The 26,029-nt window shown below is 56.9% G+C and carries 24 protein-coding genes; 4 read left to right on the forward strand and 20 right to left on the reverse strand.

Features of this window, described 5'->3' with window-relative positions:
* Positions 1-102: 102 nt before the first annotated feature.
* Both cysS and ACP86_RS01110 read right to left on the reverse strand, forming a co-directional pair.
* Positions 103-1,491 carry a cysteine--tRNA ligase gene (gene cysS / locus ACP86_RS01105; protein WP_053112370.1) on the reverse strand — a complete coding sequence of 463 codons (1,389 nt, stop codon included), beginning with the start codon at positions 1,489-1,491 and terminating at the stop codon, positions 103-105.
* Entirely contained in the window at positions 1,488-3,167 is a 1,680-nt protein-coding gene (locus ACP86_RS01110) for a glutamine--tRNA ligase/YqeY domain fusion protein (protein WP_053112372.1), read from the reverse strand. Before ACP86_RS01110 ends, cysS begins: the two co-directional genes overlap by 4 nt.
* Before the next feature lie 138 nt (positions 3,168-3,305).
* Between ACP86_RS01110 and ACP86_RS01115 the strand changes: the two genes are divergently transcribed.
* Both ACP86_RS01115 and ACP86_RS01120 read left to right on the forward strand, forming a co-directional pair.
* Positions 3,306-3,806, forward strand: a complete 501-nt coding sequence (locus ACP86_RS01115) for a peptidylprolyl isomerase (protein ID WP_053112374.1) — start codon at positions 3,306-3,308, stop codon at positions 3,804-3,806.
* The gene (locus ACP86_RS01120; RefSeq protein ID WP_008175010.1) at positions 3,803-4,528 is read left to right on the forward strand and encodes a UDP-2,3-diacylglucosamine diphosphatase; all 726 of its coding nucleotides are present in this window, start codon (positions 3,803-3,805) and stop codon (positions 4,526-4,528) included. Before ACP86_RS01115 ends, ACP86_RS01120 begins: the two co-directional genes overlap by 4 nt.
* Before the next feature lie 38 nt (positions 4,529-4,566).
* On the opposite strand, the gene ACP86_RS01125 is transcribed toward ACP86_RS01120, so the two are convergent.
* The 8 genes from ACP86_RS01125 to ACP86_RS01160 form a co-directional block, all read right to left on the reverse strand.
* Positions 4,567-5,337: an amino acid ABC transporter ATP-binding protein gene (locus ACP86_RS01125; RefSeq protein WP_014577526.1), complete on the reverse strand. Its 771-nt coding sequence runs from the start codon at positions 5,335-5,337 to the stop codon at positions 4,567-4,569.
* 38 nt (positions 5,338-5,375) lie between these two features.
* Positions 5,376-6,461: an amino acid ABC transporter permease gene (locus ACP86_RS01130; RefSeq protein ID WP_053112375.1), complete on the reverse strand. Its 1,086-nt coding sequence runs from the start codon at positions 6,459-6,461 to the stop codon at positions 5,376-5,378.
* The gene (locus tag ACP86_RS01135) at positions 6,461-7,648 is read right to left on the reverse strand and encodes an amino acid ABC transporter permease (RefSeq protein ID WP_008175007.1); all 1,188 of its coding nucleotides are present in this window, start codon (positions 7,646-7,648) and stop codon (positions 6,461-6,463) included. Before ACP86_RS01135 ends, ACP86_RS01130 begins: the two co-directional genes overlap by 1 nt.
* Before the next feature lie 90 nt (positions 7,649-7,738).
* Complete coding sequence (locus ACP86_RS01140) at positions 7,739-8,764, reverse strand: amino acid ABC transporter substrate-binding protein (RefSeq protein WP_008175006.1); 1,026 nt, start codon at positions 8,762-8,764, stop codon at positions 7,739-7,741.
* A 261-nt stretch (positions 8,765-9,025) separates the two neighbouring features.
* Positions 9,026-9,913: a hypothetical protein gene (locus ACP86_RS01145; protein ID WP_053112377.1), complete on the reverse strand. Its 888-nt coding sequence runs from the start codon at positions 9,911-9,913 to the stop codon at positions 9,026-9,028.
* Between the two features lie 33 nt (positions 9,914-9,946).
* Entirely contained in the window at positions 9,947-10,339 is a 393-nt protein-coding gene (locus ACP86_RS01150) for an acyl-CoA thioesterase (protein WP_053112380.1), read from the reverse strand.
* 68 nt (positions 10,340-10,407) lie between these two features.
* Positions 10,408-11,988, reverse strand: a complete 1,581-nt coding sequence (locus ACP86_RS01155) for a PQQ-dependent sugar dehydrogenase (protein ID WP_082220531.1) — start codon at positions 11,986-11,988, stop codon at positions 10,408-10,410.
* Between the two features lie 114 nt (positions 11,989-12,102).
* Positions 12,103-12,873 carry a ferredoxin--NADP reductase gene (locus tag ACP86_RS01160; RefSeq protein WP_008174999.1) on the reverse strand — a complete coding sequence of 257 codons (771 nt, stop codon included), beginning with the start codon at positions 12,871-12,873 and terminating at the stop codon, positions 12,103-12,105.
* Between the two features lie 145 nt (positions 12,874-13,018).
* Here ACP86_RS01160 and ACP86_RS01165 point away from each other — a divergent pair, with 145 nt between their 5' ends.
* Positions 13,019-13,903 carry a LysR family transcriptional regulator gene (locus ACP86_RS01165; protein WP_008174997.1) on the forward strand — a complete coding sequence of 295 codons (885 nt, stop codon included), beginning with the start codon at positions 13,019-13,021 and terminating at the stop codon, positions 13,901-13,903.
* Here the strand turns inward: ACP86_RS01165 and ACP86_RS01170 are convergent.
* Positions 13,895-14,503, reverse strand: a complete 609-nt coding sequence (locus tag ACP86_RS01170; RefSeq protein ID WP_008174995.1) for a tRNA-(ms[2]io[6]A)-hydroxylase — start codon at positions 14,501-14,503, stop codon at positions 13,895-13,897. The genes ACP86_RS01165 and ACP86_RS01170 overlap by 9 nt on opposite strands.
* 256 nt (positions 14,504-14,759) lie before the next feature.
* On the opposite strand from ACP86_RS01170, the gene ACP86_RS01175 reads away from it, so the two are divergent.
* The gene (locus ACP86_RS01175) at positions 14,760-17,354 is read left to right on the forward strand and encodes a bifunctional aconitate hydratase 2/2-methylisocitrate dehydratase (RefSeq protein ID WP_008174993.1); all 2,595 of its coding nucleotides are present in this window, start codon (positions 14,760-14,762) and stop codon (positions 17,352-17,354) included.
* A gap of 91 nt (positions 17,355-17,445) precedes the next feature.
* On the opposite strand, the gene ACP86_RS01180 is transcribed toward ACP86_RS01175, so the two are convergent.
* The 9 genes from ACP86_RS01180 to fabG form a co-directional block, all read right to left on the reverse strand.
* A complete protein-coding gene (locus ACP86_RS01180) occupies positions 17,446-18,192 on the reverse strand; it encodes a sulfite exporter TauE/SafE family protein (protein WP_053112382.1) in 747 nt (248 codons plus the stop codon).
* 130 nt (positions 18,193-18,322) lie between these two features.
* Entirely contained in the window at positions 18,323-19,813 is a 1,491-nt protein-coding gene (putP, locus tag ACP86_RS01185; protein WP_053112384.1) for a sodium/proline symporter PutP, read from the reverse strand.
* A gap of 303 nt (positions 19,814-20,116) precedes the next feature.
* Positions 20,117-20,896: an AraC family transcriptional regulator gene (locus ACP86_RS01190; protein ID WP_053112386.1), complete on the reverse strand. Its 780-nt coding sequence runs from the start codon at positions 20,894-20,896 to the stop codon at positions 20,117-20,119.
* Between the two features lie 100 nt (positions 20,897-20,996).
* Positions 20,997-21,638, reverse strand: coding sequence for a dTMP kinase (tmk, locus tag ACP86_RS01195; protein WP_053112388.1), 642 nt, complete (start codon positions 21,636-21,638; stop codon positions 20,997-20,999).
* Positions 21,635-22,699: an endolytic transglycosylase MltG gene (mltG, locus tag ACP86_RS01200; RefSeq protein ID WP_053112390.1), complete on the reverse strand. Its 1,065-nt coding sequence runs from the start codon at positions 22,697-22,699 to the stop codon at positions 21,635-21,637. Before mltG ends, tmk begins: the two co-directional genes overlap by 4 nt.
* A 5-nt stretch (positions 22,700-22,704) precedes the next feature.
* A complete protein-coding gene (pabC, locus tag ACP86_RS01205) occupies positions 22,705-23,523 on the reverse strand; it encodes an aminodeoxychorismate lyase (protein WP_053112392.1) in 819 nt (272 codons plus the stop codon).
* An 8-nt stretch (positions 23,524-23,531) separates the two neighbouring features.
* Positions 23,532-24,779, reverse strand: coding sequence for a beta-ketoacyl-ACP synthase II (fabF, locus tag ACP86_RS01210; protein WP_008174978.1), 1,248 nt, complete (start codon positions 24,777-24,779; stop codon positions 23,532-23,534).
* A 130-nt stretch (positions 24,780-24,909) separates the two neighbouring features.
* The gene (gene acpP / locus ACP86_RS01215) at positions 24,910-25,143 is read right to left on the reverse strand and encodes an acyl carrier protein (protein WP_008174976.1); all 234 of its coding nucleotides are present in this window, start codon (positions 25,141-25,143) and stop codon (positions 24,910-24,912) included.
* A 133-nt stretch (positions 25,144-25,276) separates the two neighbouring features.
* Complete coding sequence (gene fabG / locus ACP86_RS01220; protein WP_008174974.1) at positions 25,277-26,020, reverse strand: 3-oxoacyl-ACP reductase FabG; 744 nt, start codon at positions 26,018-26,020, stop codon at positions 25,277-25,279.
* Positions 26,021-26,029: the final 9 nt, after the last annotated feature.

Raw genomic sequence — 26,029 nt, forward strand, 5'->3', positions numbered from 1 at the left:
AGGGGGCATTCTAATTTGAGCGCCGCATTGTAAGGGAAAATCCTTACAAGATCATTCCTGCAGGCGCAAAACTGGTCTGACCAACCGGCAGCTCCCGGAAATTCAGGCTTTACGCCAGGTCGTCCCCTCTCGGGAATCGTCCAGAATAATACCTTTCTCGAGGAGCTCGTCGCGGATCCGGTCGGCCTCGGCAAAATTCTTTGCCTTGCGGGCATCAGCCCTGGCCTGGATCATTGCTTCAATGTCTTCGGCGCTAAGATCACCACCCGTGTCTGCCTGGAAGAACGCCTCGGGATCCTGCTGCAGCAGCCCCAGAACACCACCAAGCCTTACCAGAATCGCCGCACTTTGCTTGGCATCGTCTTCACGACCATCGCGACGATGCTGATTGATCTCGTTGGCAACAGCGTGCAGGACGGCAATGGCACCCGCGGTGTTGAAGTCATCGTCCATCGCCTCGGCAAACCGCTCGTCGTGCTCGGATTCCGGCACATCGGCGGCCTTGGCGGGCACGATGCCTCTAAGCGCATGGTACAAACGGGTCAGAGTTCGGCCGGCCTCAGCCAGATTTTCCTCAGAGTAATCCACCTGGCTGCGGTAGTGGCTGGAAACCAGGAAGTAACGGACCACTTCTGGGAGGTACTTCTCCATGATCTCGCGGATGGTGAAGAAGTTACCCAGGGACTTGGACATCTTTTCTTTGTTCACCCGGATGGCACCCGCGTGCATCCAGGTGTTCACAAAATTGTGGCCAGTGGCACATTCTGACTGGGCAATCTCGTTCTCATGATGCGGGAACAACAGATCCGGGCCACCGCCGTGAATATCGAATGTGTCGCCGAGACAGCAGGTGGACATCGCAGAGCACTCAATGTGCCAGCCGGGACGACCGTCGCCCCAGGGCGACGGCCAGCTGACCTCCCCTGCCTTTGCCGCTTTCCACAACGCGAAATCTGCAGGGCTTCGCTTGGCTTCCTGAACATCCACCCGCGCGCCCGCCAGAAGATCCTCCAGCTTTTTCTTGCTGAGCTTGCCGTAGTCATCAAAGGAATCGACCGCAAAGTAGACGTCACCATTGTCCGCTGCGTAGGCGTGGCCGCCGGCAATCAGTTTGTGGATCATCGCGATAATTTCGTCGATATACGCGGTGGCCCGGGGCTCTTCATCCGGTGACAGCACGCCGAGACGGGCTTCGTCTTCGTGCATGGCTTTGATCATCCGGTCCGTGAGCTCGTCATAGGGCTCACCGTTTTCATCCGCACGGCGCAGGATCTTGTCGTCAATATCGGTGATATTGCGCACATAGTTCACGTCGTAACCGCGATGACGCAGGTAACGGGTAATCACATCAAAGGCTACCAGCACCCGGGCATGCCCCAGGTGGCAGTAGTCATAGACTGTCATACCGCAGACATACATCCGGACCTTGCCAGGCTCAATTGGCCGAAACTCTTCCTTCTGTTGGGTCAGCGTATTGTAGATGCGGATCACTTGCCCCCCTTGCCCCAGGAATCCCTGAGCGTAACAGTGCGATTGAATACCGGCCGACCGGCAGCCTCGGTATGGGCCTGATCACAGAAGAAGTAGCCTTCCCGCTCGAACTGGTATGGAAGATCCATACGGGGCGCGACAAGACTCTTTTCGACGCGCGCGCCTTTGAGAACCACCAGCGATTCCGGATTCAGGTGATCCATCAAATCGCCTTCCTTGTCACTGTCCGGCGACTCGTGGTTAAACAGGCGGTCATACAGATTGATGTCTGCTTCTACACTGTCACTCGCTGAAACCCAGTGAATCACGCCGTTCGGTTTATAGCCCTCGGGATTGACACCCAGGGTGTTGGGATCGTACTCACACTTGAGCTCGACAATCTGGCCACTGTCGTCACGGATCACTTCCCGGCAGGTCATCACATAGCCGCCACGGAGGCGTACTGCCTGGTCCGGGGCCAGCCGCTTCCATTTACGCGGCGGCTCCATTTCGAAATCTTCCCGGTCGATATACAGAGTCTGGGTCCAGGGCACTTCCCGCTCGCCCATATCCGGATTTTGCGGGTGCACTGGCAAGGTGAGCGTTTCGCTTTGATCCGCCGGGTAATTGGTCAGCGTGACTTTCAACGGGCGCATCACACACATGGCTCTCGGGGCCCGGATGTTGAGGTCTTCGCGAATGGCGTGTTCAAGCATACCCACATCCACAGTGCCGCCGGCCTTGTTCACCCCGATCATGTCGCAGAAGGTGCGGATGGACTCCGGCGTGTAGCCACGCCGGCGCATACCGGAAATGGTTGGCATACGCGGATCGTTCCAGCCATCAACTACATTCTCATCCACCAGACGCTTGAGCTTCCGCTTGGAGGTGATGGTGTAGTTCAGATTCAGCCGCGCAAACTCGATCTGGCGCGGGTGGCAGGGGCCGGAGATGTTATCCAGAACCCAGTCATACAGCGGCCGGTGGTCCTCGAATTCCAGCGTGCACAGGGAGTGGGTAATCCCCTCCAAGGCATCCGAAATGGGATGGGTGAAGTCATACATCGGGTAGATGCACCACTTGTTCCCGGTCTGGTGATGTTCGGCGTAGCGGATGCGATAAAGAATCGGATCCCGCATGTTGATGTTCGGAGAAGACATATCGATCTTGGCCCGCAGCACCAGTTCGCCGTTCTGATACTTGCCGTCCCGCATGTCGCGGAACATCTGCAAGCTCTCCTCCACGGGGCGATCCCGGTAGGGGCTGTTTCTGCCCGGCTCTTTCAGGCTGCCCCGGTACTCGGCCATTTCATCGGCCGTCAGGGCGCACACGTAGGCCTTGTCCCGGGTAATCAGTTCCTCGGCAAATTCATAAAGCGCATCAAAGTAATCCGAGGCATAAAGCACGTCCCCGGCCCACTCGTAACCAAGCCATTCCACATCCTGCTTGATGGCGTCGATGTATTCCTGGTTTTCCTTTTCCGGGTTGGTGTCGTCAAACCGAAGGTTACAGTCGCCGGAAAAGGTCTCGGCGATGCCAAAGTTCAGGCAGATCGATTTGGCGTGACCAATATGCAGGTAGCCATTGGGCTCCGGCGGGAATCGGGTGACCACCTTGCCGGTGTGCTCTCCGCTGGCGATGGCGTCTTCGATCAGGCTCTGGATAAAGTTGTGGGCTTTCTTCGACTCGGCGCTCATACAATCTCTGTTAAAAGGGGAGTGAATCTTAAACCGCGTATTATACTCACAAATCCTTTCCGGACTCATGCATAGCGGGAAAGTCTTGAGTACAATGGGCCCCGTAACGTACCTAACCTTTCTGAACAGGAAAACCTGATGATTCTGCTGACAACCAACTACGGTGACATCAAGCTGGAACTGGACTACGACAAGGCACCGGAAACCGCCAAAAACTTCGAACAGTACGTTCGCGACGGTTTTTACGATGGCCTCATTTTTCACCGTGTGATCAGCAATTTCATGATTCAGGGCGGCGGTTTCGAGCCAGGCATGACACCGCGCAAAACCCGCGATTCCATCCCGAACGAAGCCGATAACGGACTGAGCAACATGCAGGGAACCATTGCCATGGCACGCACCATGGACCCGCACTCTGCCACAGCCCAGTTCTTTATTAACGTTGAGAATAACGGCTTCCTGGACCACACCGCCAAAAACGCGGAAGGCTGGGGCTACTGCGTGTTCGGCAAAGTGGCCGACGGCATGGACACGGTAAACGCGATTCGAGCAGTGCGCACCACCATGCGTGCAGGCCACCAGGATGTGCCTGCCGATGACGTGGTAATCGAAAAAGCCGAGGTTCTGGAGGACGCGTGACCACGCTGTTTATTTCAGATCTTCACCTCGAGGAATCCCGCCCGGATATTACTGAGGCATTTCTGGGCTTTCTCGACGGGAAAGCCAGTGGTGTTGATCAGCTGTATATTCTCGGTGATTTCTTTGAGGCGTGGATAGGAGATGACGAACGCACGCCGCTCCAGGAGCAGATTGCGACTGCCCTTCGAAAACTGCGGGACAGCGGCACCAGGATTTTCCTGATGCACGGCAACCGGGACTTTCTGATCGGCCAGGACTTCTGCGACCGGGCCGGCGCAACGCTGCTGGACGATCCGACGGTGATTGATCTGTACGGTACCCCTACCCTGCTGATGCATGGCGACAGCCTGTGCACCGCCGATGTGGAATACCAGAAGTTCCGGGCCAACATGCGTAACCCGCAGTGGCAGCAGATGATACTCCAGCGCCCCCTGAAAGACCGCCAGCAAATGGCCCGCCAGCTACGGGAAATCAGCATGGCGAAAAATCAGGGCAAGGAGGAGTTCATCATGGACGTAACGCCCGAGGAAGTGGTCAAGGACTTGGAAACGCACGGTGTCCAGCGAATGATCCATGGCCACACCCATCGCCCCGCGGTTCATGAACTGACGGCCAACGGGTCGCCGGCAAAGCGTATTGTACTGGGAGACTGGGACAAGAACGTTTGGTGGCTTGAGGCAGAGCCAGGCAAGGAGCCCGAGCTATTCAAGGAGCCGTTGTAAAAAAGCCGGGCAAATGCCCGGCTTTTTTAGTCTTGGTTTCAGTGCGCGAGTATCTGCTGGAGGAACTTCTGAGTTCTGGCTTCCTGTGGGTTGGTAAAGAACTCGTGGGGAGGTGCCTGCTCCACAATCTCGCCACCGTCCATGAAAATCACACGGTCCGCCACCGTCTTGGCAAAACCCATCTCATGGGTTACGCAGAGCATGGTCATACCGCTTCCCGCCAATTCAATCATTACGTCCAGCACTTCCTTGATCATCTCCGGATCCAAGGCCGAGGTTGGCTCGTCGAACAGCATGATCTTGGGCTTCATGCACAGGGCCCTGGCAATCGCCACACGCTGTTGCTGGCCGCCCGAAAGCTGCCCCGGGAATTTGTTAGCCTGATCCGGGATCTTGACCCGCTCAAGGTACTCCATCGCAGATGCCTCCGCTTCCTTTCGGGGCGTTTTTCGCACCCAGATCGGCGACAGGCAGCAGTTTTCCAGGACGGTCAGGTGCGGGAAGAGGTTGAAGTGCTGAAACACCATGCCGACTTCCCGCCGAACCGTATCAATGTGGCGGACATCATCGGTCAGCTCGATACCATCAACAATGATTTTGCCCTGCTGATGCTCCTCCAGCCGGTTGATGCAACGGATGAAGGTGGATTTTCCCGAGCCGGATGGCCCACAGATGACAATTCTCTCGCCCTGATCAACGGTCAGGTTGAGATCTTTGAGAACATGGAAGTCCCCGTACCACTTGTGCATGCCCTCAACCCGGATAATCCCCGGTTTTTTTCCCGGCTGGTCCTTCGGCGGGGTCTGCATTTCTGAGGTTTGTGTTTGTTCTGTCATAGGATTACCCGTCAGGTCTTATGACCAGTGTCTAGTTTTCGTTCAAGGTTCTGGCTGTATCTGGAGATGCCGAAGCAGAAGACCCAGAAACAGAACGCCACAAATACATAGCCCTCAATGGCAACATTCTGCCAGGCCGGATCGGTAACCGTGGACTGGACTGTGCCGAGGATATCGAAGAGGCCGATAATCAACACCAGCGTGGTGTCCTTGAACAGGGAAATGAAGGTGTTCACGATACCCGGAATAACCATCTTCAGAGCCTGCGGCAGGATGACCAGCCCCATTTTGCGCCAGTATCCCAGCCCCAGAGCATCGGCAGCCTCATACTGGCCCCGGGGAATGGCCTGCAGGCCACCGCGAATCACTTCCGCCATGTAAGCGGACTGCCACAGGGTTATACCAATCAGCGCCCGGGCCAGTTTCTCGAAGTTCACACCTTCCGGGAGAAACAGCGGCAGCATCACCGAAGCCATGAACAGAACCGTGATCAACGGAACCGCCCGCCATACCTCGATAAAGACCACACAGATCCCGCGGATGATCGGCATCTCGGAGCGACGACCCAGCGCCAGCAATATGCCAATGGGCAACGACGCAATAATCCCGATGTAAGCCAGGATCAGGGTCAGCATCAGGCCGCCCCATTTCGAGCTCTGCACTTCTTCCAGGCCGAAACTGCCTCCGGGAATCAGGAAGTAGCCAACAATGGGCAAACCAAAGATACCGAACAGCCCGAGCCACTTGCGGCCGGGGAACCGCTCGATGAACTGGGGTACAAAGGAAACCGCCAGCAGCAGGAACATCACGTCGACCCGCCACTGCAGTTCATCCGGGTAGAATCCGTAGATAAAGAAATTCAGACGCTGGCTGATAAACAGCCAGCAGGCACCCGCTCCCGTACAGGCGCTCGGATCACTGCCAACAAAGTTGGCGTCGAGGAAAAACCAGTTGAGCAAAGGCCCTACACTGGTCACCAGCAGATAGGCCACACCCAGCGTCAATACCGTGTTGAACCAGCCGGAGAACAGGTTCTCCCGCATCCACTTGACCGGACGGAGCGCCTTCTTGGGTGCTTTCATGGTTGACTCGGTCATCATCGCTCCTTAATGGCCACAGCCCGGTTGTAAATATTCATGAACAACGAGATCAGCAGACTGATGGTCAGATATACCGCCATGGTAATGGCGACAACCTCGACGGCCTGCCCCGTCTGATTCAGCGTGGTGCCCATGAAGACCGCCACGAGGTCCGGGTAACCGATGGCCGTTGCCAGGGAGGAGTTTTTCACCAGATTCAGATACTGACTGGTGAGCGGCGGAATGATGACCCGCATGGCCTGCGGTATCACCACCAACCTGAGGGTAAGACCATTGGGCAGCCCCAAAGCCTTGGAGGCCTCGGTTTGTCCCTTGCTGACCGACAGAATACCGGAGCGCACGATTTCAGCGATGAAGCTGGCGGTGTACAGCGACAGTGCAATCCACAGAGCCGCCAACTCCGGAATGATGGTAATTCCCCCGCCAAAGTTGAAGCCCCTGAGCGCTGGCAAATCCCACTCAAGAGGCCGACCGGCCACGAGATAAGAGATTATCGGTACCAGCACCAGAATTGCCACGCCGACCTTGAAGGTCGGGAAGATCTGTCCGGTCGCCAACTGGCGTTTTTTCGCCCATATCCGAATCCCGACGACGGCAGCGATGGCAAGCAGAATACCGCCCCAGACAATTCCGAAACCCTCCTGGGTCACTGGATCTGGCAGGTAAAGGCCCCGGTTGTTCAGGAACAGCGCTCCACCGACATCAACACTCTGGCGTGGTGACGGAAGATTGCTGAGTACGGCAAAGTACCAGAAGAAAATCTGCAGAAGCAGCGGTATGTTGCGGATCACTTCGATGTAAACCAGCGCCATTTTGGCCACAAGCCAGTTACTCGAGAGTCGCGCAACACCAATGATGAAACCGAGAATGGTGGCGGCAACGACACCCATCGCGGAAACAAGCAATGTATTGGTTAGACCAACCCAGAAGGTTCGGCCATAAGACATGGTTGCATCATAAGGCACCAGATTCATGATGATGCCGAACCCGGCGGTTTCACCGAGAAAACCGAAACCGGTGCTGATGCCACGGCTTTCCATGTTGGAAAGCGTGTTATCGACGAGAATCCATCCGCCCCAGAACACGAGGGCAATGGCTATCGCCTGAAAGAAGAGTGAGCGGACCCGGGGGTCGTACCAGGGCTTGGGCCCTGCAGGTCGGGTATCGATTGTTTGTTTTTTCATGGATTGTCCTGAAGAGCTTCCCTGTGGTTTACAGCATCAGAGATAACGGCGAAGCCTCCCACAGGAGACTTCGCCGTATGCCTTCAGGTCTTAACGGACCGGCGGCGCATACATGATACCGCCTTCAGTCCAGAGCGCGTTGATTCCGCGATCCAGTCCCAGCGGGGTATCCGGTCCTACGTTGCGGTCATACATTTCACCGTAGTTGCCAACCAGTTTCACGGCCTGATAACCGAAGTCATCCGGCAGTCCAAGCTTGGCACCCATGTCGCCATCGGTACCCAGCAGGCGCTGGATATTCGGGTTGTCGGACTTCAGCATGTCGTCGGCATTGGCGCTGGTCACGCCCAACTCTTCGGCGTTGATCTGCACGGAGAGCACCCACTTGACGATGTTGAACCACTGATCGTCACCCTGGCGAACAACCGGGCCCAGGGGCTCCTTGGAAATGGTGTTCGGCAGGATCTTGGCTGAACTCGGATCGGACAGCTTCGAGCGGAGCGCCGCCAGCTGCGAACGGTCGGAGGTCAGAACGTCGCAACGACCCGCCGCAAAGCCCTGAACGGTTTGCTCAGAGGTGTCGAACACGATCGGCTTGAATTCCATGCCCTTGGCGCGGAAGTAATCCGACAGGTTCAGCTCGGTGGTAGTACCGGCCTGGATACAGATGGTGGCACCGTCCAGCTGGGTGGCATCGTCCACACCGATACCCTTGTTGATCAAAAAGCCCTGACCATCGTAATAATTCACGCCGGCAAAGTTCAGGCCCAGGGACGCATCGCGGGTCAGTGTCCAGGTGGTGTTACGGGAGAGCATGTCGATTTCACCCGACTGCAGGGCGGTGAAACGCTCCTTTGCAGTCAGTGGAGTAAACTCAACCGCGTTTGCGTCACCGAAGATGGCTGCAGCAACCGCGCGGCAGGTATCCACGTCGATACCGGTCCAGTTACCTTTTTCATCAGGCTGCGAGAAGCCAGGCAAACCGCTGGTCACGCCGCACTGGAGGTGACCTTTCTCCTTGACGTTCTCCAGAGTTGTAGCTGCCATGGCACCAGTGGCCGAGAACGTACCTACGGCCAGAGCAATCCCCAGGGCAATCGATTTCGTCTTTCTCATTGTCTTTTCTCCGAACATCAGTTGGTTTTATCGCGACGAGTGTAATCAGCAATTTGCAAGCCACTCGGCGTAAGCCGATGATTTATATTATTTTTATCAATCACCGGTGCGTTTCAGGCGAATCTGGAACGAAGTAATACCATTTCATGCACCAGTTCGGCGCTTTCGCTCCAACCCCATGCGCCAAAAAAAGGCAGACCAAGGGCCGCGCCTATTAAAAGTAGAACAAGGTTCGGGAAATGAACTAGTTTTTATGCAAAATTATTTCGAAATTTTGAAGACTGGGGGCTCTGCGTAGGTCTCGAGGCGCTTCCGCCACCCCGGCAGCCAGCGCTCCCGCTCGATGGGATTCTCCGCGTTTGCTGCCCGTCGCGTCAGAACGGTGTCAGCTGCTTCCCTGAATTTAACAAGGGCGCTCTGATCTGGTGATTCAGACATTTCCAAAAGCACCTGAAGCAGCCCCCAGCCCTGGCCCTCGTAGCGCTCCGTAGGCGAAAGCCCCTCGCCCTTGAAATTCACATAGTCGATGATGGCGTAAACGCCACCGGGCGTCTGGCTCAGAGACTCCAGCCGGGCAGCGATCTCTGGCTTTTGGTTATCCGGGGCTGCCTCAATAACCTTTGCAAGCGATTGCCTGGCGCGACGGAATATGAATTCAGCCTGGATCCCCTGGGTACCCGCCAGAAACTCTCGCAGCTCTGCTACTCGTGGCGAATCGTCTACAGCCAGAAAGTCTGCTTTTTCGCGCCAGGGAGCGTCAAAAGGCTCGAGCGCTCGCAACCATTCGGGAATATTGACCTGACGCTGTTCCATGTATTCCATAAGGGCCGGAAAACTTTCCACGAATCGCCCTTCAACGCCCTCCGGATACCAGATGAAGTGACCAATACCCAATGACGGAAACGCCTCGCCGTCGTTCCAGTGGACCAGACACTGAAAACGCCCTGCGCACTCGTTCCGGAAAATCTGTTGGCCTACCCAGTCCAGCTGAGCGGAGGTCAGTGCCAGGGAGACATCGACATCCGGGCCAGTCAGTGAAGTAAGCTGTGGGCCATCTGATTCGGGCGCGTTATCCTCATTAGTGGAATCACAACCAGTGACCACCAAAACACTCATCAGAGAGAGCAATACAAGGTATTTACCAAACACCAGCGCCTCCGGGAAAGTCAGAATTGTGCGCGATCACGCTACCGCATGTTCTGCCAGCCTGGCTTTTATGTCATCCGGAATCGGCAGTGCCTTCTCGATTTCGTAATCAAAGTGAATTAACACTGCAACACCCCGGGCAATCTGCTTGTCGCCCTGCCAGGCTTCCTGAATCACATGAAATGAGGAATTGCCGATCTTACCGATACCTGTTTTGATCTTGACCGGAATATGCCAGTAGCTCTGTGCCATCAGATCAATCTCAAGTCGTGCAATGATCAGCGGCCAGGTCTCGGCTTCTAGGGTCGGGTGAAAAATACGGAAAACCGGCGTCCTGGCCTGCTCGAACCAGACCGGCAGAGTGGTATTGCTGATATGCCCGAGGGCATCGGTATCGCTGAAACGTGGTTCCAGTTCCAGATGAAACATAGCGGCTTCCCTCTTTCTGAAAACCGCCTACTATACACTGGCCGGGCCCAAAGACCCCAGAGCCGAGACTAAGGCAGGATACGCAGAATCCGTCCATCCGCACTGTCAGTGAGCAGATACACCGCCCCATCAGGCCCGGTAGCCACGTCCCGGATCCGTTCGCCCATTGCTTCGAACAGACTCTCTACGTCGCTTGCATCGCCAGCTTCCAGTGTGACGCGGTGAACGCTTTTATCGGCAAGGGCGCCGACCAGGAGGTTTCCCTGCCAGTCCGGAAACAGCACACCCCGATAGCGGGTCATGCCTGAAGGGGCAATTGAAGGGGTCCAGTGCAACAACGGTTGCTCCATACCTTCCCGCTCAACAAAGGGCGTGATCATGGCGCCGGTGTAATCGATGCCGTGCGTGATCACGGGCCAGCCATAGTTGTGTCCCGGCTCGATAATATTTATCTCATCACCGCCGCGGGGGCCGTGTTCATGGGCAATCAAGACGTTTTCGACGGAATCAAACACCAGCCCCTGAACGTTCCGGTGCCCGTAACTGTATATTTCCGGCAGAGCGCCTTCCCTGCCAACGAAGGGGTTGTCGGCGGGAACACTGCCATCCGGGTTCAGCCTCACGATCTTGCCCAGATGACTGGACAGGTTCTGCGCCTGCTCCCGATAGTCAAATCCGTCTCCCAGCGTCACGATCAGCGTACCATCCGGAAGCCAGGCCATTCGGCCACCGTAGTGGGCGCTGCCTTCCTTGGCCGGCTTGGCACGGAATATCTCGACAACCTCCGTCAAGGCCTCCGCCTGCAACTGACCACGGGCCACGCACAGGTGATTCGCAGAGGCCGTCCCGCAAGCGTAGGCGAGAAAGACCAGTTGGTTATTCTCAAAGTCCGGCGACAACAGCACACCGAACAGACCTGCCTGAGCATCATTGAAAACCGGCGGAACTCCGGTAATCGGCGCCTGGCCGAGCTCCCACTCCTCTGAAATCATCCGCAACCGCCCTGCCCGCTCCGTCACAAGGGCGCCACCACCGGGAAGAAACGCCAGGGACCAGGGATGCTCCAGCCCGGAAGTCAACGTCTCGACGGTGTAGTCGCTCAAGGACTGGGCCTGTGTCGGACCTGGCAGCGCCCCGAGGCCAACCGCCAGGCAAATGGCCAGCAGGGTTCCTGAGGCGTGGCTACTGACCCCGGTGGCAGGCCTGGCAGTAAGTCTGGCGAACAGGGCTCCGGCAAATGCGGCGGTTAACAGCATGGCAAGCAGACCTCCCCCGGTTCGGGTCGCCGCAATCAGGGTTGGCATGGGAGCCAGGGCATTAACCAACACTAGTGCAACCCACAGCCCGGATGCCCCGGCCAGGGCGAACAGTGGCACCCGTAGTCCGCGCCCCACGAAACGGGAAACGACCGCCGCAGCGCCCTGGGAAAAAAGGAAACCGAGTCCAAAGAGGAGCAGGTAGAGCGGCGCAAAAGAGACCAGATCATGCCCGGTGGCAGAAATGCGGGCGTCAAGCCCAACCGCTACACCCATAGCCTGAAGGGCCCACAGATTTAGTTGGGTCTGAACCACGGTGCCAAGAATTACCCCGACCGCCAGTGCCACCAAAAAGCTGATGACGTTTCTCTTCGTTAACTGCCGTCCTGCCATTGCTCCGCCTCCAAAGCCCTTTGCCGTTTATACGACCCATTCTGTCAGATACAAACACAAAAAAGCCGGAGCATCACGCTCCGGCTTTTTTCGAGGCGGATTCAGCCCGCGAGCTCACTGCTCCACGAACGCCCGCTCAATCACGTAATGACCCATATCGCCGCCCCGGGCTTCCTTGAAGCCCATGTTGTTCAGGATGGCGCAGGTGTCCTTCAGCATGCTTGGGCTGCCGCAGATCATGAACCGGTCATTCTCCGGGTCAAAATCCGGCAGGTCCAGATCACGGGTGATTTTGCCGGTCTCCATGGCATCGGTCAGCCTCCCCTGGTTGCGGAAGTCTTCCCGCGTCACAGTCGGATAGTAAACCAGCTTGCCCTGGACCATTTCGCCGAAGTATTCGTTCTCCGGCAGCTCTTCGATCTCCTTCTGATAAGCCAGCTCGGAGACGTAACGCACGCCATGGGTCAGAATAACCTTGTCGAACGCTTCGTAAACTTCCGGATCCTTGATGATGCTCATGAAGGGCGCCAAACCGGTGCCGGTGCTGATCAGCCACAGATTCTTTCCGGGCAGAAGGTTGTCCAGAATCAGCGTCCCTGTCGGCTTGCGGCTCACCAGAATTTCGTCACCTACCTGGATTTTCTGAAGGCGGGAGGTCAGTGGGCCGTCCTGGACCTTGATCGAGAAGAACTCAAGCTCTTCCTCGTAATTGGCACTGGCGATACTGTAAGCGCGCATCAAAGGCTTACCCTCGGTCTCCAGGCCGATCATGACAAAGTGCCCGTTCTTGAAACGGAAGCCCGGATCACGGCTTGTGGTAAAGCTGAACAGGGTATCGTTCCAGTGATGGACGCTGGTAACTTTCTCTTTAATCAGGTTGCTCATGTAAACCTCTTGCCTGTTCGTTACGCTTTCTTACGGCGAATGATTCAATTTTGGATTGCGCTAAGTCTAACCCGACACTAACCTATCGGGAAAATGGGATATTCTCATAACCTTATTCGAGTGAGCCGATTAAGAGCGAAAAGTTATGAAGTACAGTTTTCGACAGCTGGAAGTTTTCCTGGCAGCCGCCCATTTCCAGAACATTACCCGTGCTGCCGAATCGCTGGCCATGTCGCAATCGGCAGCCAGCAGTGCGCTGAAAGAACTGGAAAACCAGTTCGACATCCAGCTGTTCGACCGCGTTGGCAAACGGCTCCAGTTAAACGAGCTGGGGCGGCTTTACCGCCCCAAGGTGGAGGCCGTCCTTGCCCAGGCCAATGAGCTGGAACAGGCCTTCAGCAAACACACGGAGGTGGGCGCCCTGAAAGTCGGGGCCACCCTGACTATCGGGAACTATTTGGCCGTGGGGGTCATGGCCCAATACATGAATACCCCTACCCATCCCAGAGTCTCCCTCGAAGTCGCCAATACCAGCACCATCGCAAGACGAGTGAGGGACTTCGAGCTGGATATTGGTTTGATCGAGGGGGAATTGCAGTCTTCAGAACTGGATGTATTGCCCTGGCGGGGAGATGAGTTGGTGGTGTTCTGTTCACCCACCCATCCACTGGCCCAAAAAACATCACTGACGGATGAAGACCTGCGCACCGCCACCTGGATCATGCGTGAGCAGGGGTCAGGAACCCGCCAGAGTTTTGAGCGGGGCATGCACGGCCTGTTGCCGGATCTGAATGTGCTGCTGGAGCTGGAACACACCGAGGCCATAAAACGGGCAGTGGAAGCCGACCTGGGCATTGGCTGCCTTTCGGAAGTGGTGCTGGCCGACGCGTTCAAGCGCGGAAGTCTGGTGCCACTGACGGTACCGGAACACCGTCAGTTCGATCGGCAGTTCTATTTCATCCTGCACAAGCAGAAATACCGTAGCGCCGGAATTGATGCCTGGATAGAGCTTTGTCGGCAGTTACGCTGAGATGGGCCCGCTGTGAAAGCGAAACTCCTGATCCGGATCTTCAATCAACGCCCGCTCCAGGGCCAGAAAATCCTCCGCACGGGCCGCGATCGGTTCACCAGCGGCCTGCTCGGCCAGAGTCAAGTAGTCCTGGTAATGCCGGGCTTCGGACTTCAGCAAACTGGTGTAGAAATCCGCCAGCTTCTCATCCAGGAACGGAGCGAGCGCGGCAAACCGTTCACAGGAGCGCGCCTCGATAATGGCGCCCACAATCAACACATCCACCAGGCGGCCAGGATCTTCTGACCGGACTTCCTGTCTTAATCCTGCCGCGTATCGGGCCGGGGTAAGATGGCAATAGTCCACGCCGCGCTTTTTCATAATCGCGAGCACCTGCTCGAAATGCCGGAGCTCCTCACGGGCCAGCCGGGACATCTTGTTCAGCAGGTCGGTGTTGTCAACGTACCGGTACATCAGGCTGAGCGCGGTGGAGGCGGCCTTCTTTTCGCAATGGGCGTGATCGATCAGCATCAGGTCCTGGTTCGCCAGGGCATTGTCGATCCATTGCTGAGGGGTCCGGCACGGCAGGAAGTTGTGAATCTCTTGCAGGGCGTCGTTCATGGTTGAATACAGTTGTTGATTTGCGGGCGGCGAGTATAGCGCACTTAACAGATTCCTCCGACCTCTGTCCAACTTAACTTTATAAGGGGTTTCCTATAGAATGCAGCGCCAGATAAAGGAGTCTCTGAATAAACCCTGAAACCCCATCGGTGATTTGAGGCATTATTCAGAGGCTCCTGCGGCCTTTCCGCCAAAACCTCCCGCCAAGGCATGAAGCCAACGGCGCGGGACATTCCAACTGATGAGGGTCCATATCGTGTTAGAAGCCTATCGTGAACACGTTGCCGAACGTGAAGCCCTGGGTATTCCTCCCAAGCCCCTGAACGCCGAGCAGACTGCTGCTCTGGTCGATCTGCTGAAAAACCCGCCGGCCGGCGAGGAAGACACCCTGGTGTATCTCCTGGAAAACCGCGTACCGCCGGGTGTCGACGAAGCCGCCTACGTAAAGGCCGCGTTCCTGACTGCTATCGTAAAAGGCGAAGCCTCCTCTCCGCTGCTGGACAAGCCGACAGCAGTCAAGCTGCTGGGCATGATGCAGGGTGGCTATAACATTGCGACCCTGGTTGATCTTCTGGACGACTCCGAGCTGGCTGAGCTGGCCGGTGAGCAGCTGAAGCGCACCCTGCTGATGTTCGACGCCTTCAACGACGTGAAGGAAAAGATGGACGCTGGCAATCCGGTTGCCAAGGCAGTTATCGAATCCTGGGCCAACGGCGAGTGGTTCACCAATAAGAAGAAGGTACCAGAGAGCACCAAGATGGTGGTGTTCAAGGTCACTGGCGAAACCAACACCGACGACCTGTCTCCGGCTCCGGATGCCTGGTCCCGTCCGGACATCCCGCTGCATGCCCGCGCTGCCTACAAAATGGAACGCGACGGCCTGAAGCCGGAAGAGCCCGGCGTTACCGGTCCCATGAGCCAGATCGACGAGATCAAGTCCAAAGGCCTGCCTGTAGCCTTCGTGGGTGATGTTGTCGGTACCGGTTCCTCCCGTAAGTCGGCCACCAACTCCGTTCTGTGGTTCTTCGGTGACGACATTCCGGGCGTGCCGAACAAGCGTGCCGGCGGTGTCTGCATCGGTAACAAGGTCGCTCCCATCTTCTTCAACACCATGGAAGATGCCGGTGCCCTGGTGTTCGAAGCCCCCGTCGACGACATGAACATGGGCGATGTTATCGAGATCCGCCCGTATGACGGCAAGATCCTGAACGAGGCCGGCGAGACTATCTCCGAGTTCAAGTTCAAGTCTGATGTGATCCTGGACGAAGTTCAGGCCGGCGGCCGTATCCCGCTGATCATCGGTCGTGGCCTGACTGCCAAGGCCCGCACAGCACTGGGCATGGGCGCGACCGACCTGTTCCGCCTGCCAAAAGATCCCGAAGCCGGCACCAAAGGCTTCACCCTGGCCCAGAAGATGGTTGGCAAGGCCTGTGGCCTGGAAGAAGGCAAAGGCGTTCGTCCGAACACCTACTGCGAGCCGCACATGACCACCGTAGGCTCCCAGGACACCACCGGTCCGATGACCCGGGACGAACTCAAAGACTTGGCGTGTCTTGGCTTCCAGGCTGACCTGGTTATGCAGTCTTTCTGCCACACCGCTGCCTACCCGAAGCCGGTTGACGTGGAAATGCAGCACACCATGCCGGACTTTATCCGTACCCGCGGCGGTGTTTCACTGCGCCCGGGCGACGGCATCATCCACTCCTGGCTGAACCGCATGCTGCTGCCGGACACCGTGGGCACCGGTGGTGACTCCCACACCCGTTTCCCGATGGGCATCTCCTTCCCTGCCGGTTCCGGTCTGGTAGCGTTTGCCGCGGCGACCGGCGTTATGCCTCTGGACATGCCGGAATCCGTTCTGGTTCGCTTCAAGGGCGAAATGCAGCCCGGCATCACCCTGCGCGATCTGGTACACGCCATCCCGCTGTACGGCATCAAGCAAGGCATGCTGACCGTTGAGAAGAAAGGCAAGATCAACGAATTCTCCGGCCGCATCCTGGAAATTGAAGGCCTTGAGCACCTGACCGTTGAGCAGGCGTTCGAGTTGTCTGACGCTTCCGCCGAGCGTTCCGCCGCGGGTTGTACCATCAACCTGTCTGAAGACTCCGTGGCCGAGTACCTGCGTTCCAACATCACCATGTTGCGCTGGATGATTGCCGAGGGTTACGGCGATCCGCGTACCCTGGAGCGTCGTGCCCAGCAGATGGAAGAGTGGCTGGCTGATCCGAAGCTCATGCGTGCCGACAAAGATGCCGAGTATGCACACGTCATCGAAATCGATCTGGCTGACATCAAAGAGCCGATCGTATGCTGCCCGAATGATCCGGACGATGCCAAGTTCCTGTCCGAAGTGGCTGGCGACAAGGTTGACGAAGTATTCATTGGCTCCTGCATGACCAACATCGGTCACTTCCGCGCCGCCGGCAAACTGCTTGAGCAGCACAAAGGCCCGCTGAGCACGCGTCTGTGGATGTCGCCGCCGACCAAGATGGATCAGGCGCAGCTGATGGAAGAAGGTTACTTCAACACCTACGGCACCGCCGGTGTTCGCACCGAGATGCCGGGCTGCTCCCTGTGCATGGGTAACCAGGCACGCGTAGCTCCGAAGTCGACGGTACTGTCCACTTCCACCCGTAACTTCCCGAACCGCCTCGGCGATGGTGCCAACGTGTACCTGACGTCTGCGGAACTGGCGGCTGTGGGTGCGGTTCTGGGCAAACTCCCCTCCCCTGCGGAGTACATGGAGTACGCGAAGGACCTGAACAGCATGTCGAAAGAGATCTACAAGTATCTCAACTTCGACCAGATGGAGAACTACACCAAGAAGGCTGCTGAGGCGAATGTCGCCTGAGCACTGACCTTCAGGGTTTAGCTCCACGGAAACGCCAGCCCCCGGGCTGGCGTTTTTTATGCCTGATTACCCACCCGGGATGCCCCTCCAATCAGTAGATAATCAGCCTCACCAGAATCGCAGCCACCATGACAAGGGTTATCCCCTTGATCCAGCGTGCGCCGCGTTTGCTCATATTGACCCGGGTAGCAATGAAAGCGCCGGTAACGTTGCCCAGTGCCAGGGTCAGGCCCACGCCCCAGCGCACCTGATCGTTGAGGGCAAACACCACCAGTGCAGCAAAGGTAAACGGCAACACGATCGAGACCTTGAGCACGTTCACCTGGCGCAAGTCGATCTTGAGCATGTGGTATAGCACCACAAGGAAAAGCACACCGACACCAACCTGGATGAATCCGCCGTACATGCCAACAACAAACATCGCCAGGTAGACAGCCGGGCCAAGGCGCTCGGGCGTCAATGGACGGGTATTGAGAACCGGCTGTGGCAACAACATGAAGACGGAAGCGCCGATCATGGCCGACACCAGGACCCATTCGAACACGGTGTCGGAGACCCAGGTAGCGACCCAGGCACCCACCAGAGAGCCCAGAACCGCCGGAATCGCCAGGTGCAGACTGACAACAAGGTTGCCATGCCCCATTCGGTAGAAGCTGCCTACGGCAGTGATACTCTGCAGGGTTATCGCCACCCGGTTCGTGCCGTTGGCGACCTGGGGCGGCAGACCCAGAAACATCAACAAGGGCAGGGTCAGCATGGAACCGCCGGCAGAGAGAACGTTTATAAACCCGGCAATGCCCCCGATCGACAGTAAAGCCACGATTTCCAGAACAGTCACTCAGTGCGCTCCATCGAAGATTGGAGGATTCGAAAGGAGGAAGCCCCCGATCCGGAATCATTATGACCAAAAAAAGGACTCCCGGAGGAGTCCTTTTCACTTCTGACAACGCGTTTTGCGCGTTCTCTGTTTACCGTTCGATATGTTGGTATTCTCCGGCATCGGCGGTTGCCGAGCTCACTACCAGGATGGCAATGAAGGCAGCAATGAAACCGGGAATGATTTCGTAAACACCTGGACCACCCATGAACGAACCGTTCCAGCCCAGTGAAATCCAGATCATAACGGTGGCTGCACCGACAACCATACCTGCGATGGCCCCGGCACCGTTGGTGCGCGGCCACATCAGTGAAAGGATGATCAGCGGGCCAAATGCAGCACCGAAGCCGGCCCACGCGTTAGCCACCAGAGCCAGAACCTGAGAGTTCGGATCGGATGCGATGACGGCAGCGACAAGGCCGACGAGGACAACGCACACACGGCCAATATTCACGCATTCCTTGTCGCTTGCTTCCTTACGCAGGAACAGGCGATAGAAATCTTCTGTAAGCGACGAAGACGACACAAGCAACTGACTGGAGATGGTACTCATCACCGCCGCCAGCAGGGCCGCGTACAGGAAGCCTGTAATCAGCGGATGGAACAGCATGTCTGACAGGATAATAAAGATGGTTTCCGGATCCTGTACGTCCATGCCATTTCGGATGGCGTACGCGCGACCGAACACACCCAGTGAAATCGCGCCGATCAGGGAAATCAGCATCCAGCTCATCCCGATGTTCCGGGCAACCGGTACATCTTTCAGAGTGCGGATGGCCATGAAACGCACAATGATGTGGGGCTGACCAAAGTAACCCAGGCCCCAGGTAACCGCAGAGAGCCAGCCGATGAAGGTCAGCCCTTCCGTCCAGGACAGCAAGGTGGGATCGACCTCATTCAGTGTTTGCGACGCCTGGGCAAAACCCCCGCCGCCTTCACCAAAGAGCACAACCGCCGGCATGATGACCAGCGCCAGCATCATGATACAGCCCTGAACAAAGTCGGTCAGACTCACCGCCAGGAAACCGCCCACCACGGTGTATGCCAGAACCACACCGAGGGTGATCACAATACCTACGGCGTAATCGCTCAAACCACCAAAGTTGAAAATGCCGGAAAACGCGCTTTCGAACAGCTTGCCACCGGCGACAAGGCCGGATGCCGTATAAACCGCGAAGAAGATCACGATGACGATGGCCGACACCGTACGCAGGGACAGGGCCTGTGTCGGAAAACGGTTCGCCAGGAAAGACGGGATAGTAATCGCATTGCCATAGTGAACCGTCTGTTCACGAAGACGCGGGGCGACCAGTGTCCAGTTGAAGAATGCCCCCACGAGCAAACCAATACCGATCCAGGCCGATCCCAAACCCGACGCAAACAGCGCCCCGGGCAGACCCAGGAGCAACCAGCCACTCATGTCAGAAGCACCAGCGGAAAGCGCTGCCACCTTTGGACTCAGGGCGCGACCGCCCAACATATAGTCCTCAGAGGAAGACGTCGCTCTGCGCATTGCGAAAACGCCAATGGCAATCATGAGCGCGAAATATAAAAAGAGACTTATCCAAACACCAATAGCCATAGGGGCTCCTCCGGTTTAATGAGTCGGACCAGGTCCGCTCGCAAAGCACATGGCTGACCTGACGCCAACTCGCTGCACTATTCTTCTTTTCTTTCCAAGTTCCATCTCGAATGAAGCAGGAATTTTCCTTGTAACAACTTCCTGAACCTGAGCACACAAAGAAGATTTGCGACTCGCGCCCCGCACGCATGCATGAGACCGGGGCTCAGTCGCTATAACTTAGTATTAGTACGGATTCCGGGCTTACGAAATCCTACGATTCTTTTGCACAATCCTACGGGACTGGGAAACCGGCATGCCAAATCAGGCCACTCGGTCACCAACCTGCAGTCGTGAGGGCGTAGTCCCTTTGTATTTACGCAGTGCATTTGTCAGTGCACTTTGAGATGAGAAACCGGTTCGGTAACTGATTTCAGACACCGTAAGGGTCGTTTTGGAAAGGAGGGTAGCGGCCTGATCAAGGCGTGTCTGTAACAGGAACTGGTGGGGCGTTATGCCTGCCAACTCTTTGAACACCTCATGGAAACGGCTAACACTCAGGCAAGCCTCTCCTGCCATATCTTCGACGGTGATCTTTTTGTGGAGATTTTTGAGAATGTAACGACGGACTGCCTCAGGGCTGATGGCATTCCGGTTTGAGGAGAACGAACGGCCTTCGGTAATACGATCGGCCATGCAGTACAGAATGCTCGAAGCAAGGTGTTGCTGGAGCGTAATATGATCCGGTGCCCGGTCGAACTCGCCGGCGGCAAACTGAACCAGCCCGTGCAAACGACTGTCCATTTGGAGGGTCCGCGGCTTTTCAAAAACCCGCATCATGCGCTCGTAATCGGCGTGTGCTGGCGAGTTGACGGCCGGAGTAAGCGGATCAAGATTGATCACAAGAACATGATTCTTGTCGTTACCGCGATAATCGTGGCGGGCTTCCGTGGGCACCAGATAAGCTCTCCAAGTGTCCAGTTGAGCCCCGGCGCCATCGACGCTCAACTCGGCTTCGCCACGCACCCCGATGACAATCTGGTGGTGTTCATGCCGGTGCTGGTGCGCGGCCATGGGAAGCTTCAGAAGTTTCGCGTTAACCATTAAAACTGCCAGCGTTTAACTGAGAATGTTCCTCAATTAAAGCAGAACATTACAGAAAGTGCACGAATGGAACTGAAACTCGAGAGAAAACTCACAGGTTTCAGTCAGCCTGTGAACGGCTTAACCAGTGATTCAACAATCCCGAAACCTGCCCGGAAACCTCGGCCAGCGGGCGTGCAGCGTCAATCACGTGATACCTGGAGGGCTGGGCCATGGCGCGAGCGAGATAGGTCTCCCTGATTCGCTGAAAGAATTCCAGATCTTCCTGTTCAAAACGATCGAGGTCGCCCCTCTTTCGGGCTCTGGCCATCCCGGTGTCCACGGGGGCATCAAGGACAATAACATGGTCTGGGCGGATATCACCCTGAACCAGTGTTTCAAGAAGCGCAATTCGCTCCTCCGGAACACCACGCCCCCCGCCCTGGTAGGCAAAGGTCGCATCGGTGAAACGGTCGCATAAGACCCACTGGCCCTGCTCAAGCGCAGGCAGGATTCGGGTATGCAGATGCTGGGCCCTGGCGGCAAACATCAGCAGCAACTCGGTGATTTCGTTGACCGGTTCATCCCTGGGCGCCAGCAAAAGCTCGCGAACAGCCTCAGCCATGGGCGTGCCACCCGGCTCACGGGTGACGATATAATCGACGCCCAGTCCAGCGAGCGTGTCGGCTGCATTCGTCAGCTGGGTCGATTTGCCAACCCCTTCCGTGCCTTCGAAGGTTATGAACTGCCCTCGTACTCTCATCCGGCATCCTCATCAGAATCACTGTTTTTTGGCGCCGGTGAAGAGCGGTAGTCTTCACGCCTGTTTAACTGAAACTCACGTACGGCTTTCTGATGCTCTGCGAGCGTGCGCGAGAATTTGTGGGTGCCATCTCCCCGGGCAACAAAGTACAGGGCATCACCGTCATCCGGGTGCAGGGCCGCATGAATAGCTTCGCGGCCAGGCAGGGCGATGGGAGTCGGAGGTAAGCCATTGATTCGGTATGTGTTGTAGGGCGTGTGCGTGCGCAGGTCCTTACGCCCGATCCGGCCCTGATAGCTGTCACCCATACCGTAGATAACCGTGGGGTCGGTCTGCAGTCGCATTCCCTTCTGCAAACGGCGGACGAACACCCCTGCCACCTGCTCCCGCTCATGGGGCGCACCGGTTTCGCGTTCTACGATAGATGCCATGATCAGGGCTTCGTAGGGATTGTCATAGGGCAGCCCCTCTTCCCGAGCCGCCCATTCCTCGGCCAGTACTGTCTCCATCCGGTTGAAGGCACGCTTCAACAAATCCAGATCGGTCTCGCTACTGGTAAAGGCGTAGGTATCGGGGAAGAATCTTCCTTCGGGATGCTCACCCTCGGCTCCAACTGCCGCCATGACCTGCTCGCTGGTCCACTCGCCGGTGATTTTCTGAAGTCGCTCGGCCTGCGCCAGAGCGGCTCGCATATCCTTGAAGGTCCAGCCTTCTATAAACTGGACGTACCAGTGCTTGGTGTCTCCCGACACCATGACACCGATCATGTCCCTGGGGCTCATGCCATCAAGAAACTCGTACTGACCGGCCTTGATCCGCGTCTGCTCGGGCTCCAGCCGACCGTATAACCTCAGCCAGAGCCGGTCTGAAACCAACCCCTCAGCTTCGAGTCGACCAACGACTTCAATAAATGAACTGCCCTGGGGAACGTCAAACAGAAGAGGTTCTTCAAGCACCACCGGCTTTTTCAAGCCTTGTAGCCCCTGCCATACCCACAGCCCGGATCCCGCAGACGCGAGGACGGCGACACAAACGCACGCAAGCAATAACTTCTTGAGCAAACGATTTATTCCAGTGTTTCGAGAGGATTGAAGATTGTCGCAAGTCCGCTATCCACAGGCAAATGATGGCCGGCAATAGTGAGAACCGGAACAATGCCCAGAACGCTGTTCAGGAGAAACATTCCCTGACAATCGGGACCCAGTACATCGGGCACAGTGACGGGGCGCTCTGTTACCGGTTCGCCTCTCTGCCTCAGACGCTCCAGCAGCCACTGCCTGAGAACACCGGCAACCGCCAGACTCGACGCCGGCGGCGTCACCCATCCATCAGCGTGCCGCAGCAGGATGTTGGTACGAGTGCCTTCAACCAGGCTTCCCTCACGATCGGCCATGATGACCTCGAACAGCGATGGCTTGAGCTCGGCGGCCGCCAGGACCTGCTCCATCCGGTTCAGCGACTTGACCCCGGCCAATAACGGATTAACCGCCAGAGTTACCTTGGAGAAATCAACGGCGACACCATCAGGGTCCGGTGTCGGCGGCAAAGCCGATGCCGAAACCAGCAAATTGGGCTCCATCCCCGGATCAGGGCGATACCCCCGACCGCCACTGCCGCGGGTCAGGGTCAGCTTCAGAACCCAGCCTTCGCCCTTGAAGCGGTCCGCAAAACGTTGCCCCGCCTCGACGCAAACGCTGGCGAGCTCTTTGCGCGACACCTCGATACCCAATCGGCCGGCATCGCGCGCCATTCGTTCCAGGTGGCGGGATAGCAGAACCCCCTTCTGACCGGACATCCGAATGGTTTCAAACAGCCCGTCTCCATAGGCCAGACCCCGGTCATTGGCGGGCAAGCCACCGTCGTCAGCCCAGAAAAGACGAAACACGGCGGGGGTCAGCCTTCGTAGCGACGGAAAATCAGGGTGCCGTTGGTACCACCGAACCCGAAGGAGTTGGATAGGGCTACCCGCACATCCGCCTTACGGCTCGTGTGTGCCACAAGGTCCAGATCGCAACCCTCATCCGGATTGTCCAGATTGATGGTGGGCGGCAGGACCCCATCCCGAATGGCCAGAACCGAGAAGATCGCTTCCACAGCACCAGCAGCTCCAAGCAGGTGACCTGTCATGGACTTGGTGCTGCTCATGGCCAGCTTTTCGGCATGCGCGCCGAACACCCGACGAACTGCAGCCACTTCGGCCACGTCACCAACCTGGGTGGAGGTTCCATGGGCGTTGATGTAGTCGATTTCTTCCAGATCAAGGCCAGCATCACGAACTGCGTTCGCCATGGATCGGGCGGCGCCCTCGCCATCTTCGGGCGGCGCTGTAATGTGGTGGGCGTCGTCGCTCATACCAAAACCGACAACTTCACCGTATATGGTGGCGCCCCGCTCCTTTGCGTGTTCAAGCTCTTCAAGCACAACGACACCGGCGCCATCGCTGAGCACAAAGCCGTCCCGGTCTTTATCCCAGGGGCGGCTGGCCTTTTCCGGTTCATCGTTACGGGTAGACAGAGCCCGCGCAGCCGAAAACGCAGCCATACCGGTACGCGTCGTCGCCATTTCCGAGCCACCTGCCAGCATGACATCGGCGTCGCCATAGGCAATCGTGCGGGCCGCGTAACCAATGTTGTGGGTGCCGGTAGTGCAGGCTGTCACGATCGCAATGTTGGGGCCACGGTATCCGAAACGGATCGCGGCATTGCCGGAGATCATGTTGATGACAGAAGCAGGCACGAAAAACGGGGAAACCTTTCGGGGCCCCGACTTGTCCATGGTCAGGACGCTCTTCTCTATGTACTCAAGGCCGCCAATCCCGGAGCCGATTGCAATACCTACTCGCTCCCGATCAAGCTTCTCAAACGACTCCAGCCCACTGCTGTCAACTGCCTGCTGCGCAGCAATCAGGCCATAATGGATAAAGGCATCAAGCTTTCTGGCATCCTTCGGGGACAGGTAGGACTCCATGTCCAGATCCCGAATGGCCCCACCAATTCTGGTGTTATAGGCAGACGCGTCAAAGCGGTCGATCATACCGATCCCGCTGCGCCCGGCCTGAATCGCTTCCCAGGACGACTCCACGCTATTGCCGACTGGCGACAGCATGCCCATACCTGTGATGACAACTCGCCGTTTAGTCATAACCTGTTGCACCTGATCTTGTCCGAATGAATCTGAACGCCGATTGAACCTGATTTTCGGCCAATAAAAAAGCCGTCCCTCGCTATTTCACAAGGACGGCTTTTTGCCTGGCTTTCTTAAATGCAGAGTATCAGGTGTGCGCGACGATGTAGTCGATCGCGTCCTGAACACTTGTCAGCTTCTCGGCTTCCTCGTCAGGAATCTCGGTTTCAAACTCCTCTTCAAGTGCCATAACCAGCTCAACGGTGTCCAGTGAGTCAGCGCCAAGATCCTCTACAAAAGAAGATGAGTTCTGAACTTCGGACTCTTTAACGCCCAACTGTTCACAAACGATCTTCTTCACGCGCTCTTCAACTGTACTCATAATGTCCTCACTTTGTGTGTCAACCAAGCAACTCTAGTGCTGCCAGTTTAGTTTAAACCCTACCTGCAAACAAGCAGGGATTCTGATAAACATGTTGTGCGACAAGGGGTTGCGCACAGACCCCGAAAGGGGCTTATCCCATGTACATTCCGCCGTTCACGTTGATGGTTTCACCCGTCACGTATCCGGCTGCATCTGATGCCAGGAAGGCAACCACGGCTGCCACTTCTTCCGGCTCACCCAGACGACCCGCGGGTATGATTTCCAGCATAGCCCCACGCTGCTTGTCGTCCAGTTTTTTTGTCATATCCGTGTCAATAAATCCGGGAGCCACGCAATTTGCAGTGATACCGCGGTTCGACATTTCCTTGGCCAGGCTTCGGGTAAACCCTTCAACCCCGGCCTTGGCGGCGCAGTAATTGCCCTGCCCCGCATTGCCCATACCGGCAACCACGGAGCTGATATTGATAATCCGGCCCCATTTGGCCTTGGCCATCCCACGAAGCACGGCCTTGCTGGTCCGATAGACGCTGGACAGATTGGTTTCCAGAACCGAGGCCCAGTCATCATCTTTCAACCGCATCAGGAGGTTATCACGGGTAATGCCGGCATTGTTGACCAGAATCAGGGGCGCCCCCGATTTTTCCGTCAGCTCCTTCAAACCGGCTTCAATGCTGGCAGGGTCTGCAACGTTCATGACCATGCCGTAACCCTTGTAACCGGCCGACTGGAGATCGTTGGTGATGGATTCTGCACCGGCTTCACTGGTTGCTGTTCCGACAACTTCGGCACCCTGCGCGGCCAGCGCACGGGCAATGGCCTGACCAATACCGCGGGTAGCACCGGTGACCAGTGCGGTTTTACCTTCCAGAGACATGAATAACTC

Source organism: Marinobacter sp. CP1 (assembly GCF_001266795.1).
Taxonomy (GTDB): domain Bacteria; phylum Pseudomonadota; class Gammaproteobacteria; order Pseudomonadales; family Oleiphilaceae; genus Marinobacter; species Marinobacter flavimaris.